Source organism: Acinetobacter sp. YH12126, assembly GCF_013418745.1.
Lineage (GTDB): Bacteria > Pseudomonadota > Gammaproteobacteria > Pseudomonadales > Moraxellaceae > Acinetobacter > Acinetobacter amyesii.
Genome location: NZ_VPBM01000007.1, coordinates 44,646 through 61,501 on the forward strand (window position 1 = coordinate 44,646; position 16,856 = coordinate 61,501).

Below are 16,856 nucleotides of genomic sequence, written 5' to 3' on the forward strand. Positions count from 1 at the left end.
TGTAATTAAGCATCTAAAAAGTCTGGTTCTTCTTCGTCTTTGTCTTCTACAGGTGCTGTACCCGTAGTCAGAAGTTGTTCACGAATCAGTTTTTCGATAGTTTGCACAAGTTCAGGGTGTTCTTCTAAGTGGCGAATGGTATTGTTTTTACCTTGACCAATCTTGTCACCTTGGTATGAATACCAAGCACCTGCTTTTTGAACAATTTCTTGTTGTACTGCGAGGTCAACAAGCTCACCTAAATGGTTCACGCCTTTACCATAAAGAATTTGGAAAATCGCTTCACGGAATGGAGGAGCCATTTTATTTTTCACAACTTTCACTTTGGTTTCTGAACCAATGATTTCGTCGCCTTCTTTCACTTGACCAATACGGCGGATATCTAAACGTACAGATGCATAGAATTTAAGTGCATTACCACCAGTTGTGGTTTCTGGGCTACCAAACATTACACCAATCTTCATACGGATTTGGTTAATGAAGATCACCATACAGTTCGAACGTTTCGCATTACCGGTAATTTTACGCAGTGCTTGGCTCATTAGGCGAGCTTGTAAGCCCATGTGTGAGTCACCCATTTCGCCTTCAATTTCGGCGCGAGGGGTCAGTGCAGCTACAGAGTCGACAACGATCAGGTCAATGGCACCTGAACGTACCAGCATGTCTGCAATTTCAAGTGCTTGTTCACCATTGTCTGGCTGTGAAACAAGTAAGTTATCAATATCTACGCCAAGTTTACGTGCGTATTGAGGGTCTAATGCATGTTCAGCATCGATGAATGCACAAGTACCGCCAGCTTTCTGACATTGTGCAATAGCTTGTAATGTCATAGTCGTTTTACCAGAAGATTCAGGACCGTAGATTTCTACGATACGACCTTTAGGCAAACCACCAATACCTAGTGCGATATCTAATGTTAAAGAACCTGTAGAGACAGCTTCAACTGCCTGTACAGTATTATCACCAAGACGCATAACGGTGTTTTTACCAAACTGCTTTTCAATTTGGCTTAAGGCCGCATTTAACGCCTTGCTTTTATTATCATCCATCTTACAACCTCAATACGATGTCACGAAACAATATACTCAAGTGGATGTATTCAGTTTAGATCTGTTCCACGAGGGTATAGTGACAGAAATCATCCTTTTGTTCTATGAAAATCACAACAGGTGCGACATGTTGTGACGCTTTAACTTAATCATCATTATAAGACCATTGCTGGTCAAACTGTTGATCATTTTCTCTTTTAAATTTACCAATATCTCGACGATCTTTTTTACTTGGTCGATGATCTGGCCGAGCTAGATTATGCAACTTTCTTTGTGATGCGAGCAATTCCCGTTTTGCAATACTGACCTCAGTTTCATCATAAAGCAGCTGAGCGGTTGGGGCAGGCCCACGAACATCCGACAGTGCTTTCACCACCACAGTTTTTTTCTCAAGGCCTTGTGCAATGGTTAATTCCATGCCTACACGAACTTCACGAGAAACTTTAACGCGTTCGCCATTATGATGAACTTTACCGCCTTCAATCGCATTTTTGGCAATAGAGCGTGTTTTAAAAAAACGTGCAGCCCACAACCATTTGTCTATACGCATACCAACAGCATCTTCGGCTAGATTTGATTTACGCATATTTTTTCTGTTCCTCGGCTTGCTCAATCATTTGAGCTTCTAAAATAGGGATTAAATCTGTTAATGCGGACAGCATTGGATAATTACAAGTCTCGCGAGGCGCTTTGGCAGATGAAGGCTGCTGAATCGAATAGAGCTGTTCAATCCCAAAAAGTTTTGCACCATTGAGCACTTTTTCTGTGTCATCAATGAAGTAACAGTTTTTTGCATCGAAGGGGTGTTTGCTTGCTAATATTTGCCAAAACTCAATAAACTCTTTGGCATGACCGAGCGTTTCTGAACTGACGATAACATCAAAATAATCACGAAGACCGGTTTCTTCAAGTTTGAATTGTAAGCCTGCATAGTCGGCATTGGTCGCAAGCCAAATAGGATAGCCATTTTCTTTAAGATAGGTAAGCAGCTCAATGCAGCCTTCGCGTTTCGCTACTTTGGCTTTTTGTTCTATCTGCATTTCCAGAACATCAACGCCAACTTGTGAGGTCCAAAAGCGAGAGGAGTACCATTTTAGGGTATGATTATGCTGTTGATAAAAACTAAATAGCGTTTGCTTGCTTTGTTCGAGTGAGCACTGATGCTGTTCAGCATAGCGAATTGGCAGCAGCTCATTCCAGATAAAATCATCATAAGCAAGATCGAGTAAAGTACCGTCCATATCGAAAATTATAGTCGGTTTTTGCATTCAAGATTCTCCAAAGATTTTCAAAGTTTAACAAAGCATATAGAAAAGCTTTAGATTCAATGAAATTGCTCAACTTTCGCGTTTATTAACGATGATCAAATAATTTCAAAGTTTAACAAAGTTATTTACCTTTCAAGAAAAAATATGTACATATGTGTGTACATATTTTTGCTCTGCTTGAATATGTACAGAGTATAAAGTATTTGGACTGGAAAATTTAAATGTCTTTAAGTGATAGTTGGCTAAAATCAAATAATGGGAAACCGCGAGAAAAAGTCGAAGTTGTAACAGATAGAGATGGTTTGTCAGTCAGAATATCCCCAAGGGGAAAAGTCGTTTTTCAATATCGCTATCGTTTTGGTGGTCAAGCCAAAAGACTAGATCTAGGTACATACCCATTATTAGGTCTAAAAGATGCTCGTGCTCAGGTTCATAAATATAAAATTGAGCTAGATCAAGGCAAGGACCCAATGCAACTTAAGCTAAAAGGGGAAAGCGACTATCTGAAGCAGCTGACCGTCAAAGAAATATGTGACCTCTGGTTTAATACAATTGCCGTAAATAAAGTCTCAAAAGAATATGATTTAAGGGCATTTGAAATTCACGTTTATCCACGTATAGGTCGTAGAATTTGTGACGATGTCACCCTACAAGAATGGTCATCGCTATTATTTGAAATTACAGATGGTGCTAAAACGGTAGCAGTGAAAATACTTGGTAATCTCAAAATGATTATGCGCTGGGGGTGTGTACACGGGAAATTAATGAATCAGCCTATTCAGCATCTTAAAGCAGCTGATTTAAACGTAAAGAAAGTGAAGCGTTCCCGTTATCTTTCAGAACAGGAAATATTCTGGGTGGTGCATTCTTCTCTGAGATCCAATGCCATATCACCAAAAAACAAAGCCATTATTATTATGCTACTGTTCTTTGGCTGCCGTGTATCAGAATTAAGATTGGCTAAGAAATCTGACTTTGATTTTCAGGAAATGATTTGGCACGTACCACCAGAGAATCACAAGATGGGGGACCGTACCCACAAGCCGATTATCCGACCCCTTATTCCGCATATTGTGCCATTCATTAAGTATGTTTTTTCATTGTCGCCTGATAGCTGTGAATATGCTTTTCCAAACTTAAAAGGTAAAGCATATACGAAGCTTTCAAAAAGCTTTCAAACAACAATTCCACCATATGTGAATGACAATGTGCGTAAGCGATTTGATGTAGAGATGCAGCATTGGACTATGCATGATTTGCGCAGGACGATGAGAACACATATATCCGAATTAGCGCCACCGCATATTTGTGAAATTATGCTGGGTCATGGGTTACCTGCTGTATGGGGAACCTATGATTTACATGAATACATGGATGAACAGGCGCAGGCTTATGAGAAGTGGTTCCATAAACTCTGCACCATATTGAACAATCACGAGCGTTTCGATATTAAAGGCTGTATTTCTAATGACTCAAGTAACCCTTTACTTCTTTCCCAAGCATCTACAGCCTTAATGCCATAGCGACTACATGAGCGCCCATGTGCTTTGATCAATGGTTCTGGAAAATCCTGTTTATCACGCCAATTGATCAAAGTGCCTTTGGTAATACCGTAGCGCTTCAACAAATCAGGCGTTGAAATATATAATCCCATCAAGACACCTCCTTCAAACTTTCAAAAACTGCTTTTGGCAACCTGCTTAAATAACAACTGAATAAATGATAAAGCTCATCCCCGTTCATTTCATTTACTTCGATCATGCCACCTGTGCCATTCACTACACGCTGACGAGACCACCCACGCATATTGAAAGTGAACTCATTGTCGTAATCGACCGCATTCACAATCGCATTAAACAGTCCAACTTCATGCGCATCCCAATTTTCAAAGTAGGGCATGTCTTTAGAAGTTAAGTTGTCAATTTGGAGCTGAGCGAATTGGGATTTTGTTAATTGAATTTCAGTCATTAGACACCTCGGTAGTTGAATAAAGAATGTCGGGTTCTGCTGTAAGCTCGAAAGTTTTTTTTACATTCCGGGCACTCAACTTCCCATTCACCCAAAACATCATCTTCATGGATGTGAGTGTCTTCTTTATTCATGCCGTGTTCGCAATAAGGGCAGTAAAAATCATTCATTTTGCTGGCTCCTGTGCTTCGATCATTGCATTCAAATCCTGTTGAATCGGAAGCAATTGGCCCAAAGCCAATGTGCAATCTTCTTCAAACAATGCTTCTATACCATCCACTGCTTTTGTTAAGCGATCTTTAGGCACCAAAACAAACCCTTCCGGCACCGCATTCGCTTTGGCTTTCTCCCACATTAGCCACATTTGGCGTGTTTGCTCTTTAAACCAAAGCACCGCATCACCATCTACCACATGCTCAAATAGTTGTTCATCAGGAAGCGTTTGAGAAAGAATGTCGTAGACAAATGTTTTCTTAAATTCAGCTATAAAATTCTGAATATCCATCACGCCACCTTATAGAAGCGCTTGGCTTCTTCAAAATCAGAAGTAATCAACTCAGCATCATCTTTGTAGCAGTGCACGATTTCACCATACATAAAAGCTTGTTCAGCCTGCTGCATGTTTTTGCACTGATACATTGGCTCTTTAAACCAGTCTTCTGTGTAAAACATTTGTTCCTGGTGTTTTTTAGCTGTGCCTTCCCATTCTTGAACCTGAAAGTATTCATCAAATGATTCGATCATAAACTGATTGCCTTCAGCCTTAGTCATAGCTCTGTAGCGAGCCAAAGCACGTTCAGCAATTTCTTTTGATGCGGCAGGTGACTGCTCATGAGGACTATCATCTTCAGGGCAGATTCCTACGCACCACAATTTGTCATCTTCCATCACGCCACCTTTAAAATAAGGGCCTGGGCTTGAAGGCGAAGAATAAATTCTTTGCCATTCTTTAGCCATAATTTAAGAAAAAGCTCATAACGCTTTTGAGCAGCACCATTCATGTTTCCCGCATTATCAATCTTCAAACCAGGTTTATTTGCTTTAGTGAAAATAGCTTCACCAACAATTTTATTAATTACGCATTGATATCCATCAGTTGCTAAAAACATTGTGAAGGCCGGGACTAATGATTTAGGATAAATCATGAGCTCACCTCATTTGCTTGATTCTCAAGCTCGAAGCGACGCTTTTTAACGTAGTCCATTAACTTTGGTTGAATTTCAGGACTACGTGCAGAAACATCAATTTCCAATGCATCCAATGCAGTTAAGTCTGGTGCATTTTGAATCTGAACCATAAGTGAAGGGGGAGTTTTAATTTCAGCTTCTGCAGGTGCAAGCTCACGTAGGCGCTTATGAATAGCATCCAACAATGGTTTACGCTGTGTTTCTGTCCAGTTGCGTGTATAGCCGGTAAGGGCGGTGGCTTCTTTAGGTGTTTGAGCATTTGTTGCACGTGTTAGTAGATCATTTAAAAGGTTTTGATATTCATCATCTGTTGATTCACTCGCTAACTTTTTATCTGCTACTAACTTTTCAGCCTCAATCTGCAAACGTTTGAGTTCTTCAACACTTAAGTTGTCAGTCGTATGTTCTGGCTTAGGTGTATATTGCTCAGGATCTAGTTCAAGCAGCTTGTCCTCAGTTAACTTACATAGGTGCTGAGTGTGTTCACGTTCTAAATGACCATTTGCCATGAACACCGGACGTAATGCCAAGACTGCTTCGTTGGTGGTGCATGCATTAATTTGCATAGTGAACTTTTCAACCAGTTTCACTGGATCTGTTTCAATCTCTTCAACTGCAGGTTCAACCGATGTCTTTTCTTCAACATCATTTGATGTTTGAATTTGGCTATTTTTAGCTTCTGTAGCCGATTCATCCTCCCAAGGCAATGATGTATCAGAGGCAGGTTTCTCTTTATTTAAAGACCCGCCACTTACTGAAATCAATGCCTGAGCATGAACTACCGCATTATCTTCATATAGATGAACTAAGCCACGAGTGAGTAATTCCAAGTCCGATTCAGAGTTTTTCCATTTGAATGATTTACTCAATTCAGCTGTTAAAAGTGAAGGGGCAAAACATGGAGTGCCTTTTGCCGGTGCTTCGGATATTGCTTCTGGAACTTGCATGGTACCAATGGCCATATATACGACAGCAATGCGGAATTCATGATCAGGGTCAAAGAAAACAGTCGCAGGGAAATTACGAATGCTATCAAAATCTAAATCAGATCCAGTATGACGACATTCAATATTTTGGCCTGCAGCCATGGCAGCAAATGCTTCTTGTCCGTTTAAGATAATCATGAATTTACTCCCGCTTTAGCAATTTGATCTATTTCCTGTTTTACTTCTTGAATTTTCGATACATCGATCTGCATCAGCGAATCTATACCCAGATGCTCGCATACAGTTTTTGTATCTAATCCACGCTCATCGATGAAGGCTAATAGATCATCACGTTGCGCATCTGATATGCCATTAAATTCAGGTGGACTAATCCATGTTTCTTTATGCTTATCAAAGGTACAATTCAGTTCTTTGGCTTTTAGTAGCATGGCTTGGCGCATGTTTTGGTAATACATATGACTCTTATCAAGAGACTCAGTTAACTGGTTTAGGTCATTGGCATATAGCGCTTCATCACAGCTTTGTTTCCAGTTTTCCAAGTCTTCAAGTGCTTTAGCTGAAGCCAATTGCGCAGGGGTTAATGTATTGATGTGAGCCTTTGCATCTGAAATCAGTCCAGCTAAAAACATAGGATTCTCTTTTAGATCCGGTACCCAAACCTCACCCGCTTCACCACCAAGAGCACCAGAGTTTTTCGCATGGTGAGTAGGTGATGGCTTGAAGTTAATAACTCGAGCATTCTGTCCTTCACGGGTTGTAACAGTGGTCATGTAACCCATCATGTCAGCAATACGGTACAGCTCATTTCTGTTCTTACCACCCAAGTCAGGACGGTAAATAATCTGATCGTTATTTTGATCCTCAGAGGCGTGGGCAATAAACACAACGTCTTTACCCATACTGATCAAGGTGTTTACGTACTGTTTAAACGTTTGATTCGCCAAACCCTGAGCTTTTAGTTTTAAAGCACCATCTTTCTGGCGGTTATTGGGATGAAGCAAGAGGTGAGTCTTAATGCATTCAAGCATTGCACCCACAGTATCAATGACCACGGTGTTGTAGGGTGCCAAGTCTTGAGCTGTTAAACCTGCAACATCTGCCCATTGCTGAACAGGTACCACAGCACCACGGCGAAGTTCACCGGTACGATGTGCGCCACGGTCGAAGTCGAAAGAAACTGCTTTATCTGCAGTAAAACCTAAAGAAGTTTTACCGAGGCCTGGATCGGCATAGATGTAAGTGATGATGGCACTGACATTTAGTGCTTGGTCTGCCGGAATAATATTAATAGTCATCACACTTCTCCCAACAAACGATTTTTAATCATGTGCTGCACCAACATTTCATTGATGTTGCGGTGGTCGTTGTAGTCCGTGAAGTCGGGGAATGGGTTGCCGTATTCATCGGTGATGTGATCTACAGATAGCTGGGTAATTTCAGCCGTATCAAATTCACTTCCGGGTACGCCGTAGCTGTCTTCAAAAGGCTCAAAATCAAAGGTAACGTCTAAGGTGAAGTTATCTAGACGGATAACTGCATTACCTGAATTTTTAGAAGTGAGTTGCATTGCTGCGACCGTAGCAACTTCAGGAATGCTTTTGTGAAGTACCTGAGTATTGGCAGCTTCCGGCTTGTAGGCGAATGCTAATGCACCGATTGTTACGGTTGCAGCGACAAGTGTTACCTTGAGGCTATTGAAAGGGGTTAAGGTTTTGTTCATACTTATCTCGCAGTTTGCAAAGCACATCGGGGGTAGAAGATCGATGTGCTTTTTTGTTGTCTGTGAGATAAATATAACTATAGTTATTTTTATAGTCAATACAATAGTTATAAAAATATTATTATAGTTATATTAATTTATATTTTTAGTTATAGTATGCAAAAGAAAACCCACCGAAGTGGGTTAATTTTTGGAAATCAGCTTATTTTTTGTATTCAGTAATGCTGATTGGTTTACCTTTAACGAATTCCACAACACCGTCACCACGTTTAAAGTGAATAGACACACCTTGGTCATTAGCTAGACGTACACCTGATGCTGCAATAGTTTGCTTTAAGTGATGAACTTTACCTGAGTTGTCTACTAATTCTGCAGTTTCAAAGTTGTCAGAGGATTTAAGCTCGAGCGTAAGATCCATTGGTCCAGTGAAGTAAATCACTTGAGTATTAGCAGGGGTATTATTAGTCGTCTTATCTTGTACAACCTCATTTTGAGGTGTTGATGTACAGCCTGTAAGTGCTAGTCCAAGTAATATTGCGCCAAGTAAGTATTTCATTAAGCAAACCTTTGAAGTGAATATATCCAAATTTATACTATTCGTTCAAAACTGACATTTGAAGGGTGGATTACATTTACCTACATAAAAGAAAACCCACCGCTGGGGTGGGTTAGAGTAGAGGGATTTGACATAATAAAACCGCTAATTTAGCGGATAGAGAGCCTTGTCAATCTCTTGTATTAAACAAATGTTAAATTTGCTCTCCTTAACTGAACTAATTCTGGATCAGTGTTGTTAGTCAGGAAGCCATTGGGTAATGCTGCAATTTTTTCAATATCAACTCTTGGTAGTCCAAATTTAGAGATAATATCTGTTTTTTTAAACCCACCATGCTCAAGTAACAATTTTATAGATTTTTCAAATAAAATTGGTTTTTCAGGGGTCATAGAGTCATCATAAGGCTCTCTTGTTCTCCATTTTCTAAAGCTCATATTTTTTCGTAAACGCAAGGTTTGATCTTCATTTGTTAGATTTGCATTGGAGCATTGTGAGATCATAGCTCCCACAGATATTCCCCATTTCTTCTTTTGAGCCAATAGAGTGTCAAGTGTAATCACCCGAAACAAGGAGGAGATAGCTATTGGTGGCATAAGAAAACAGCCTGCGAACAGATGTGCTTGATCCTCAATCTTTTTGTGTTTAATTGAGTTGCAATCTTCAGCAGTTAGATTCTTATGTAGAATAATATGTCCAAGTTCATGAGCTATATCAAAACGGCTTCTCACACAGCTAGCTTTATCTGATGCAGTCCAAATATAAGGTCTTCCATCTATCCATGCAGAAACACCATCCATATTGGTAAAACCTGACTCCTCATAAACAATAATTATGCCTGAGGCTTCAAGAAGTTGGGTTAAGTTAGGTATTGGGTTAACACCTAACCCTAGATGCTCACGAAGTTTTTGAGCGTATGATTCAATTTCCTCATTGGTAAGATTTAAAGCTTCATCTCTAGAGGGTGACGGAATCAGATTTATTTCAGGTAAATCAACCCATTCAACAAGTTTATTGGCAAACTCCGCTGTCCATCTAAGTCTAATTCTTGCTATCTCTTGAGCAGTTTTAGTTGCTGCAGAGTGTGATCTGAAATGATATACAGATGAAGCTATAAGAGATGGTTGATAAAACCATTCCATTGGTAAACCCAAAGCATTAGAAATAGCATCAAGAGACTGTGTGTCGGGTTCAATATGTCCATTTTCCCATTTTGAAATGGAGGTTGTGGAATATCCAATAATCGAGGAAAGTGCGGTTTGCTTTATGCCTCTAGCTTCACGCGCTTCAATCAATCTTGATGGATTAAATTTCGCATTCATTTTAACTACCAAATTTTTGCTGAACAATGTTAGGACTGTCTAACTCTGATAACTGCTTTTTTAATTTAACAACAGGTATAACAACTTTGTTTTTAGTTACAGATGCTGAAGCTTCAATTACATTATTTAGTGGTATAGCAAAGTGAACTTTTTTTAGATCTGAGCTTGGGATTAGTAATGTGGCATCAACACGTTGATCAGGCAAAACATACACATTCAAAATCATAAACATTGTATTTAAGCTATTTGAATTAGATGACTTAAACAAATCACTATGGCTATCCTCGTGAATTAGGTTCAGCGTTGATAGTTCCTTAATATAGTTGGTTTTTGACCACGATGCTGGTGTAGATGCTTTTTTTACAGCAATTACAAAGGAGTTGGATGATATTACAGGATAGTGAGCACCCTGAGGGTTTGTTTCCCGCAATTCAAAATCAAACCCAGAGTGATCTGCAGCCGTTTTAACTGCTTGCTGTATACAAAAATGCTCAGCTTGACCAAGAAATGGCTTTTGTATTTCCCTTGTTGGGCAAAGCTCCACAGCAAATTTTGTAGCACCAGTAATACTCTCATCTAAGCAATTAAGCAAATGAGCCAAATCAGATGAATTAAACTCCGTAGAGAGTGTATCTATGATTTTATCTTTAAGTAGTTTATCCATTAATGTGTGTATCCAACTTTAACTAAGTCGGAAAATAACACATAAATCTTTAACTAGGCAAGAGAGAAGACTGAAATAAGTAAACATCTGACTATATAAACGCTTTGATTAACTTTTAATAAAAAAAATCCGAATTCATATAGGTTCTTTTCCAAAGTCCTGCGTCGGGTTCGCAGTTTTAATACCCTCGAATTCGAGGGTTTTATTTATTTCAACATCATCATCCACATAATGGCGACAGCCAAGGATTAGGCACCCATTTTCAATAGCGTAGCTTTATCCATAATTAGCTAAATCAATAGAAACAAGTAGGTCTATGGGGATGTTGATTACTTCACCAGTATTCCTTTTGATAGATATATCTACTGAGTTATGGTGAAAACACACACTCTGAAGTTTTACGAATTTAAAGGACTGAGCACCACTTATTGCAGTGATATTGAATTCGTCACCACTACGCACACAAGAGACAATATGATGCATCATAGCTACTTGCATCTCCTTGGACTGGCGCTCATATGTGCACAAATCTGGAAATTGTCTTGGAGGGCGTTTAATTAACATAACCATTCCTATTGTTAGTAAAATTAGCCTTGCAGGCATTGAGGGTATTTAAGGGATCAAGGCTTGTTACCTAGAAAACTTTTCTAAAAATTCATCCACCCAGCCTTGAGCAGCATCAAGATTAGTTATGTCAGCAAGTTTCAAATTAGTGCCTTCAGCTTCGTTAAAGCCCTCAATAATAGCTTCAAAAATATTTGCCTCACTGATAACCTCGAGTGCCATTTCTGCAGCGTCATAGCTTTGTTTGGCTTTCTTAAGTGACGCTATTTGTTTATCAATGCCATCACTGATTTTACCCAGCGCTAATTTAAACTCTTGACGGTTAATGGTTAGCGCGGTTTTGGATTTATTAAGTGTCGCGATCATTATATTTTCCTTTATCAGGGTTTTAATCACCCAAAAAGTTGAATCCGCTTAAATTCCTTATTCGCTTCTATATGAGTTTTATAAAATTTATCTCTATCTTTTGAGTTAACAAAATCCTTAAATGTACTGGCTTCAAGGAGTCTATAAATGAATCTTTCGCCAGTCCTTAGTACTACCGTCAATAAGAAGTTCTGGTAAAGCACATGGCTGATATTTCTGGAATTTACATCAACTCTTTGCATGCTTATCCTGCACGCCAGATTTGACGACCTATTACTTTAAAGTTTTTACCATTTTCTTCAGTGACTATTTTATCTCTATATTTATCATTAAGGCTGTGAAGAACCAATGAGCCATCAGCTTCTTTAAAAACCTGCTTGATCATACCTTCACCAGCTAAATAAACCGCATAAATTTCACCATCAATAACGTCGGTTTGCTGCAAATTAATTCCTACCAAATCACCATCTTTAATAAAGTCAGCCATGCTATCACCTTTGGCTTTAATAATTTTCATGGTTTTTTCTGTAACGTTTCGATCTTTTAGAAATGATGGGGGAAAAGGAATTTTTCCATTAATAGCATCAAAATGAAATTCTATTGATTCGCCGGTACCACATGAAAAATTAGCCTCGACCACATCAATCCAAACGAATTGATCACGGAGATCATCAGTAACAACAATTGGTGCTTTGACCTCATTAGCATCAAATGCATCAGGCGAGTCGCCAGTCGAAAGCCACAATGGATCTACGCTAAAAAATTGGGCAATCAAAGGTAGATAAGCTGATTTTTGATTTTTGCCAGACTCAAGTGCTTGATAGGCAGGTTGACTCATTCCCACAGCCTCAGCAACCTCAGCTTGGGTTTTACCAGCCTTGCGGCGGGAGTCTTTCAGGCGATCTTTAAGTGACATAAATCAATACTCTCATTTCTAAAAATAAATATATAACCTTGGTTATATTTATTCAAACAACTATAGTTATTGACGCATGATAACTATAGTTATAATATGGTTATAAATTAATGGAGATATAACCATGATCCAGAGCCAAACAAAGCTCTACCAATCACTTGTTGAACATTTCGGTAGCCAAGAATGCACTGCCGAGGCTTTGCTGGTAAAGCAGCCAGCTGTGTCTGGTTGGGTACGCGGCACCAAAAAAATGTCCGAGCGAGTAGCTTTGCGTGCTGAAAAAAGTACAGATGGAAAATTCAAAGCATCAGATCTTTGTCCTGCGCTTAAGGAATTCAACAAGCTTTCGGTTTAACCAATTATCACTCGGTCAATGTTTTAAATAAACGTGAAATAAAACAAGGATTTCACAATGCAAGAAATAACACTAAGCCGTGAAGCACAGACGGCAATTTTTAAAATGATTAATCAGACCAAGGGGATTTCACCAAAAGAAATCGCTCAAGTTACTGGTGATTCACATAACACGATTTGCAACTACGGAAACGTAGGCATGCCAAACCATTTACCGAGTTTAAAAAAGCTCGAGACCATCATGATGTATACGCAAAATCCTGAAATTTTACGCGTATGGGCACATCAGTTGGGTTATGCGCTTGTGCCAGTCGGTTGTGATTCAAGCAAACATCATGAGTTATCAATTTTTGAGGCAATGATGCAACACAACATTAAAAGCGGCAAAGCAAACCATGTTGTGTATGAGGCTTATGAGGATGGCGTTATTACACCTGCGGAATATGAAGAAATTCACCAGTTAACGCAGGGCTTAACAGAATTGATTGCAGCAGTAGATCAGGCTGCGCTTAAGCAAATGAAAAAATACACATCAAATTTAGAAATAGAAAAAGCCTGATGGTCAAGATCAGGCTTTTAATTCAAGTTATGAGGGAATCATAAATGAATCTGAAACCAAATATACCACAAAACAATGACATGGCAAACGATGGATTCCTGAATGGCGACGTCGTGGTCTTCACAGACCCAATCAAACCAGGCCATCTAATGACCGTACATAAAGTCCAAGGTGATGGTGTACTACTGGATGGAAATCACAACTTTGCGCTGAGCCATTTAGTGCGTCCGGCAACGGTTGCTGAAGTCTTGGCTAAACGTCGTTTGACTGCTGCTGAACAAGCGCTTGCGGAGGTTCCATGATCACCAACAAGGCAATTAAAAAGCAGCCTGAGCACAAACACCTGCAAGGCGTTCAGAGTTGGTATAACCCAGCGCTACGCACGCTCAATGGTTTATTGGATATCCGAAAGGCCAACTTACGCAAGATCAATCGTGATGAAGCCAATGCTGCAGTCACACGTGATGAGTTTATCGAAATGCTAACCAATGAACATCGGATCTCGGCCTGGTATGCCGGTGAAATTATCTCAAGCTTACTGCGTTCAGAAATGATTTTGATGTTTGGACGCTTTATATGGATTAATGAAGGGGTGAACTCAAAATGAGCCAATTTACGCCCAATAGCTTTCAAGTGCCTAACGCATTTGTGGACGAAGTGCTTAACCAAATTTCGGATGCTGCATGCAAGATTTATCTTGTGGTGTGCCGTAAAACACGTGGCTGGAACAAAGTGATGGATTCGATATCATTAAGCCAGTTAGAGGAAATTACGGGTAAGAGCCGTCCAACAGTCATCAAGGCAAAAAACGAGCTGATTAATGTTGGCTTGCTAGTTGAATTACCAAGCACGATTTATGGAAATACCTTCAAACTTGGTGACGAAACAAGTGTTGGTTGGACTGTAAAATTCCCTAGTAAAAAATTTTTACTAGGTGAAAAAGCAGCCGTTGCTAGTAAAGATTCTTTACCACTGCTAGTAAAAAAATTTTACCCCGCTAGTAAAGAATTTTTACCATTGCTAGTAAAAAATTTTTACACACAAAAAACACTATCAAAAGACACTAATCAAAATAAAAAAATAAATAAAAAAAGATCCCGTGTTTCAGAACAACCTTCGACTGAAAAACCAAAAGTTGAAACTCAAAAATCATATGACCCGAAATCATGTGAATTACCAAGATTGGTAAATCAGGATCTATGGAATCAATTTGTGGATATGCGAACAGCTGCTAAAAAGCCACTCACTGAAAACGCTGTAAAACTCATTTTGAAAAAACTCGAGTCATACGGATCTCTGGCAGACCAATCCTTGGAAAACTCAATCATTGGAAACTACCAAGGGGTTTTCCCTCCAAAACAGCAGAATCTGCAGCAAGATCTAACTGGAATTCAGGAGCCGAGTTATTTCGCTCAGTCTTTTGATCAACAAGGTGGATCGAGCATTATCGACGTAACACCCGATGATTACGCTTTGGTGGGAGGATATTGAGATGAATCACTTGGTTTGTCGTGACGACGTACATGAGTTGATTGCAACTTTGCGAACACTCTACGCATCACAGTTCAATAAAAACTTCCCAGCAGAGGGTAAGAACTCAATCCCAATGCAAGTTGTTGAAGACCGAGTTGCTAAAGCCATGATTGGGGTGACTACGGAACAGTTTCAACGTGGTTTGCTCTTGTTGAGTACCAGTGGAAATAAGTACATGCCGAGCTTTGCTGACTTCCGAACAATGTGTATTGGCGAAGATTGGTGGAATGCTCAAAAAGCTTGGATCAAAGCATGTGAGTACACAAAAATTACGAAGCCTAAACCGGTTATTTTGGCAGATGGAAGTTCTCAATACCGAGACATTACGACCTTGGCCAAGTTCGCATTAGATCAAGTCATGCTTCTCATCAATGATGGTGAAATGTACCGAGCTAAAGAAGAATTTATTCGCTTGTATGAGGCCTATGTGTTGGAAGCTCAGATCAAGGGGCGATTTCAAGAGTGGTATCAAGAAAGACCAAGTTTGGCCTGGAGTGAATCTGAGAAAAAACATGTACCGGTTGCGAATGATGAAGCTCTACAACAGCTGGCCAATCTGAAAGCCAAAATAAATGTTCGAAATCGCCAAGTGCCGAAGCCCCAAAAATTAGAGGCAAATAAAGCAAAGGCAGTGATTCAAAACGAATGGCCAGATCCATTTGAAAACCCAAGTGAATATCAATCAATGATGGCGAATGGATTTAATCGTGTATTGGGCGGTGCTTCATGAACACCTCATTCGTTAAAAAATTTGAAGAGATTAAAAACGTACTTGTATACATCGCATTTTCTACTGCTGAGGTGACTGCTTTAGAGCTTGAGGAAAACGTGACTGATTGGGGGCGTTGCCAATTAAATTTACATCTTAAGAAACTTGTAGAAGCTGGGTATCTGCAGAGTAATGGCAAGCAAGTAGAACGTGCTTATACCGCTACTAACAAAACAAAGCAGTTATTTGGAGTGAAGTAGTGACCAGCTACTCAATTGCTGAATACAAACAAATGATCGGTGGTGCCAAATCTAAACGAGGTACCAAAAGACCTAAGGTTAAAAGTCAAAAGGTACCCAATGAGTTTGAAGCGAAATTTGCGCTAGAACTTAAAGCATTAAAGATAGATTTCGAACAGGAATTTAAGTTTCACCAGAGTCGCAAATGGAGGGCTGATTTCCACCTAAAGGGAAGAATGATTTTGATTGAAGTTGAAGGTGGCATTTGGAGTGGTGGACGGCATACAAGGGGTAAAGGGTATATCGGTGATATGGAGAAATATAACGCGGCAACAATGCTGGGTTATCAGGTTATACGGTTTAGTACAGAGCAAGTGAAGTCAGGTTTAGCAATTCAGCAGATTGAGAAGATGGTAGGGGATTTGGGATGAATGCAGCAGTATCGATTATGCAGTCGGTAGATTGGACGCGTTTTGATTTGGAGGGTTGGTTGTATCAGTTTGGGGCTTGGATGAATTCAGTATCTGGGACATGTGGGAAAAGTGTGAATCCTATTGCTGTATCCATGGATCAGGCAGTAGTGAAGCAGAAAATCAAGAAACTTACGGAAGAGCAAAAGAAAGAAATTATAGCCGCTCATTTCTTATCTGAAGCTCAGCCAAAGTTATCTCGCACTAAAATAACTTGTCAGATTGATGACAATGAAGCTCGCGCAGTGCAGCGTTTAATATTGGACATGCAAGGGCAATCTGAGGTGTTGGATGAATGGCTAGACGCCATCATTTGCCGTTATTTTTATGGGAATTCATGGTCTGCTATGGCAAATGAAGAACGTACACAGATGGATGCTCGCATGGATGTTAAGTGTGGCCTGGCGGCGTTGCATGTACGCTATCAATTCATTATTTACAATAAGTAAGAGATATCTATTCAGATGA

At 39.7% G+C, this 16,856-nt stretch carries 28 protein-coding genes; 10 read left to right on the forward strand and 18 right to left on the reverse strand.

The window, feature by feature from the left end:
• Positions 1–5: 5 nt before the first annotated feature.
• The 3 genes from recA to FTU62_RS06110 all read right to left on the reverse strand — a co-directional run bounded on the left by recA (position 6) and on the right by FTU62_RS06110 (position 2,317).
• Positions 6–1,049, reverse strand: a complete 1,044-nt coding sequence (gene recA / locus FTU62_RS06100) for a recombinase RecA (RefSeq protein WP_078193524.1) — start codon at positions 1,047–1,049, stop codon at positions 6–8.
• A gap of 145 nt (positions 1,050–1,194) precedes the next feature.
• Positions 1,195–1,635, reverse strand: coding sequence for an RNA-binding S4 domain-containing protein (locus tag FTU62_RS06105; protein WP_168377604.1), 441 nt, complete (start codon positions 1,633–1,635; stop codon positions 1,195–1,197).
• Positions 1,628–2,317 carry an HAD-IA family hydrolase gene (locus tag FTU62_RS06110; protein WP_218948593.1) on the reverse strand — a complete coding sequence of 230 codons (690 nt, stop codon included), beginning with the start codon at positions 2,315–2,317 and terminating at the stop codon, positions 1,628–1,630. The genes FTU62_RS06105 and FTU62_RS06110 overlap by 8 nt, the downstream gene beginning before the upstream one ends.
• A 221-nt stretch (positions 2,318–2,538) precedes the next feature.
• Here FTU62_RS06110 and FTU62_RS06115 point away from each other — a divergent pair, with 221 nt between their 5' ends.
• The gene (locus tag FTU62_RS06115; RefSeq protein WP_180102165.1) at positions 2,539–3,840 is read left to right on the forward strand and encodes a site-specific integrase; all 1,302 of its coding nucleotides are present in this window, start codon (positions 2,539–2,541) and stop codon (positions 3,838–3,840) included.
• Here FTU62_RS06115 and FTU62_RS17380 read toward each other — a convergent pair.
• The 15 genes from FTU62_RS17380 to FTU62_RS06185 all read right to left on the reverse strand — a co-directional run bounded on the left by FTU62_RS17380 (position 3,750) and on the right by FTU62_RS06185 (position 12,524).
• On the reverse strand, positions 3,750–3,971 hold the full coding sequence (locus FTU62_RS17380; RefSeq protein WP_168377601.1) for a hypothetical protein: 222 nt from the start codon (positions 3,969–3,971) through the stop codon (positions 3,750–3,752). The two genes, FTU62_RS06115 and FTU62_RS17380, sit on opposite strands and share 91 nt — an antisense overlap.
• On the reverse strand, positions 3,971–4,285 hold the full coding sequence (locus FTU62_RS06120; protein ID WP_180102166.1) for a hypothetical protein: 315 nt from the start codon (positions 4,283–4,285) through the stop codon (positions 3,971–3,973). Before FTU62_RS06120 ends, FTU62_RS17380 begins: the two co-directional genes overlap by 1 nt.
• A 166-nt stretch (positions 4,286–4,451) precedes the next feature.
• Positions 4,452–4,790 carry a hypothetical protein gene (locus FTU62_RS06125; RefSeq protein ID WP_180102167.1) on the reverse strand — a complete coding sequence of 113 codons (339 nt, stop codon included), beginning with the start codon at positions 4,788–4,790 and terminating at the stop codon, positions 4,452–4,454.
• Complete coding sequence (locus FTU62_RS06130; protein ID WP_180102168.1) at positions 4,790–5,173, reverse strand: hypothetical protein; 384 nt, start codon at positions 5,171–5,173, stop codon at positions 4,790–4,792. Before FTU62_RS06130 ends, FTU62_RS06125 begins: the two co-directional genes overlap by 1 nt.
• Positions 5,173–5,430 carry a hypothetical protein gene (locus tag FTU62_RS06135; protein ID WP_180102169.1) on the reverse strand — a complete coding sequence of 86 codons (258 nt, stop codon included), beginning with the start codon at positions 5,428–5,430 and terminating at the stop codon, positions 5,173–5,175. Before FTU62_RS06135 ends, FTU62_RS06130 begins: the two co-directional genes overlap by 1 nt.
• A complete protein-coding gene (locus tag FTU62_RS06140; RefSeq protein WP_180102170.1) occupies positions 5,427–6,596 on the reverse strand; it encodes a hypothetical protein in 1,170 nt (389 codons plus the stop codon). The genes FTU62_RS06135 and FTU62_RS06140 overlap by 4 nt, the downstream gene beginning before the upstream one ends.
• On the reverse strand, positions 6,593–7,714 hold the full coding sequence (locus tag FTU62_RS06145; protein WP_180102171.1) for an ATP-binding protein: 1,122 nt from the start codon (positions 7,712–7,714) through the stop codon (positions 6,593–6,595). The genes FTU62_RS06140 and FTU62_RS06145 overlap by 4 nt, the downstream gene beginning before the upstream one ends.
• A complete protein-coding gene (locus FTU62_RS06150; RefSeq protein ID WP_257223082.1) occupies positions 7,714–8,139 on the reverse strand; it encodes a hypothetical protein in 426 nt (141 codons plus the stop codon). Before FTU62_RS06150 ends, FTU62_RS06145 begins: the two co-directional genes overlap by 1 nt.
• Before the next feature lie 202 nt (positions 8,140–8,341).
• Positions 8,342–8,695 carry a hypothetical protein gene (locus FTU62_RS06155; RefSeq protein WP_180102173.1) on the reverse strand — a complete coding sequence of 118 codons (354 nt, stop codon included), beginning with the start codon at positions 8,693–8,695 and terminating at the stop codon, positions 8,342–8,344.
• 182 nt (positions 8,696–8,877) lie between these two features.
• Positions 8,878–10,014: an ImmA/IrrE family metallo-endopeptidase gene (locus FTU62_RS06160; protein ID WP_180102174.1), complete on the reverse strand. Its 1,137-nt coding sequence runs from the start codon at positions 10,012–10,014 to the stop codon at positions 8,878–8,880.
• A gap of 1 nt (position 10,015) precedes the next feature.
• Positions 10,016–10,678, reverse strand: coding sequence for a hypothetical protein (locus FTU62_RS06165; protein WP_180102175.1), 663 nt, complete (start codon positions 10,676–10,678; stop codon positions 10,016–10,018).
• A gap of 276 nt (positions 10,679–10,954) precedes the next feature.
• Entirely contained in the window at positions 10,955–11,242 is a 288-nt protein-coding gene (locus FTU62_RS06170) for a hypothetical protein (RefSeq protein WP_180102176.1), read from the reverse strand.
• A gap of 66 nt (positions 11,243–11,308) precedes the next feature.
• Positions 11,309–11,608: a hypothetical protein gene (locus FTU62_RS06175; RefSeq protein WP_180102177.1), complete on the reverse strand. Its 300-nt coding sequence runs from the start codon at positions 11,606–11,608 to the stop codon at positions 11,309–11,311.
• Positions 11,609–11,634: 26 nt separating this feature from the next.
• Positions 11,635–11,850, reverse strand: coding sequence for a KTSC domain-containing protein (locus FTU62_RS06180; protein WP_180102178.1), 216 nt, complete (start codon positions 11,848–11,850; stop codon positions 11,635–11,637).
• A gap of 2 nt (positions 11,851–11,852) precedes the next feature.
• Positions 11,853–12,524 carry a S24 family peptidase gene (locus tag FTU62_RS06185; protein WP_180007948.1) on the reverse strand — a complete coding sequence of 224 codons (672 nt, stop codon included), beginning with the start codon at positions 12,522–12,524 and terminating at the stop codon, positions 11,853–11,855.
• Between the two features lie 124 nt (positions 12,525–12,648).
• On the opposite strand from FTU62_RS06185, the gene FTU62_RS06190 reads away from it, so the two are divergent.
• Genes FTU62_RS06190 through FTU62_RS06230 form a run of 9 tightly spaced genes read left to right on the forward strand, consistent with a single transcriptional unit; the run spans position 12,649 to position 16,837 of the window.
• On the forward strand, positions 12,649–12,879 hold the full coding sequence (locus FTU62_RS06190; RefSeq protein WP_180102179.1) for a YdaS family helix-turn-helix protein: 231 nt from the start codon (positions 12,649–12,651) through the stop codon (positions 12,877–12,879).
• Positions 12,880–12,936: 57 nt separating this feature from the next.
• Positions 12,937–13,437: a phage regulatory CII family protein gene (locus FTU62_RS06195; RefSeq protein ID WP_111884574.1), complete on the forward strand. Its 501-nt coding sequence runs from the start codon at positions 12,937–12,939 to the stop codon at positions 13,435–13,437.
• 44 nt (positions 13,438–13,481) lie between these two features.
• Positions 13,482–13,739 carry a hypothetical protein gene (locus FTU62_RS06200; RefSeq protein ID WP_257223084.1) on the forward strand — a complete coding sequence of 86 codons (258 nt, stop codon included), beginning with the start codon at positions 13,482–13,484 and terminating at the stop codon, positions 13,737–13,739.
• The gene (locus FTU62_RS06205; protein ID WP_180102180.1) at positions 13,736–14,044 is read left to right on the forward strand and encodes a hypothetical protein; all 309 of its coding nucleotides are present in this window, start codon (positions 13,736–13,738) and stop codon (positions 14,042–14,044) included. The genes FTU62_RS06200 and FTU62_RS06205 overlap by 4 nt, the downstream gene beginning before the upstream one ends.
• On the forward strand, positions 14,041–14,928 hold the full coding sequence (locus FTU62_RS06210; RefSeq protein WP_180102181.1) for a replication protein: 888 nt from the start codon (positions 14,041–14,043) through the stop codon (positions 14,926–14,928). The genes FTU62_RS06205 and FTU62_RS06210 overlap by 4 nt, the downstream gene beginning before the upstream one ends.
• A 1-nt stretch (position 14,929) precedes the next feature.
• Positions 14,930–15,700 carry a hypothetical protein gene (locus FTU62_RS06215; RefSeq protein WP_180102182.1) on the forward strand — a complete coding sequence of 257 codons (771 nt, stop codon included), beginning with the start codon at positions 14,930–14,932 and terminating at the stop codon, positions 15,698–15,700.
• A complete protein-coding gene (locus FTU62_RS06220; RefSeq protein ID WP_168377690.1) occupies positions 15,697–15,939 on the forward strand; it encodes a hypothetical protein in 243 nt (80 codons plus the stop codon). The genes FTU62_RS06215 and FTU62_RS06220 overlap by 4 nt, the downstream gene beginning before the upstream one ends.
• Complete coding sequence (locus FTU62_RS06225) at positions 15,939–16,349, forward strand: hypothetical protein (RefSeq protein WP_180102183.1); 411 nt, start codon at positions 15,939–15,941, stop codon at positions 16,347–16,349. The genes FTU62_RS06220 and FTU62_RS06225 overlap by 1 nt, the downstream gene beginning before the upstream one ends.
• Positions 16,346–16,837 carry a hypothetical protein gene (locus FTU62_RS06230; RefSeq protein WP_180102184.1) on the forward strand — a complete coding sequence of 164 codons (492 nt, stop codon included), beginning with the start codon at positions 16,346–16,348 and terminating at the stop codon, positions 16,835–16,837. The genes FTU62_RS06225 and FTU62_RS06230 overlap by 4 nt, the downstream gene beginning before the upstream one ends.
• Positions 16,838–16,856: the final 19 nt, after the last annotated feature.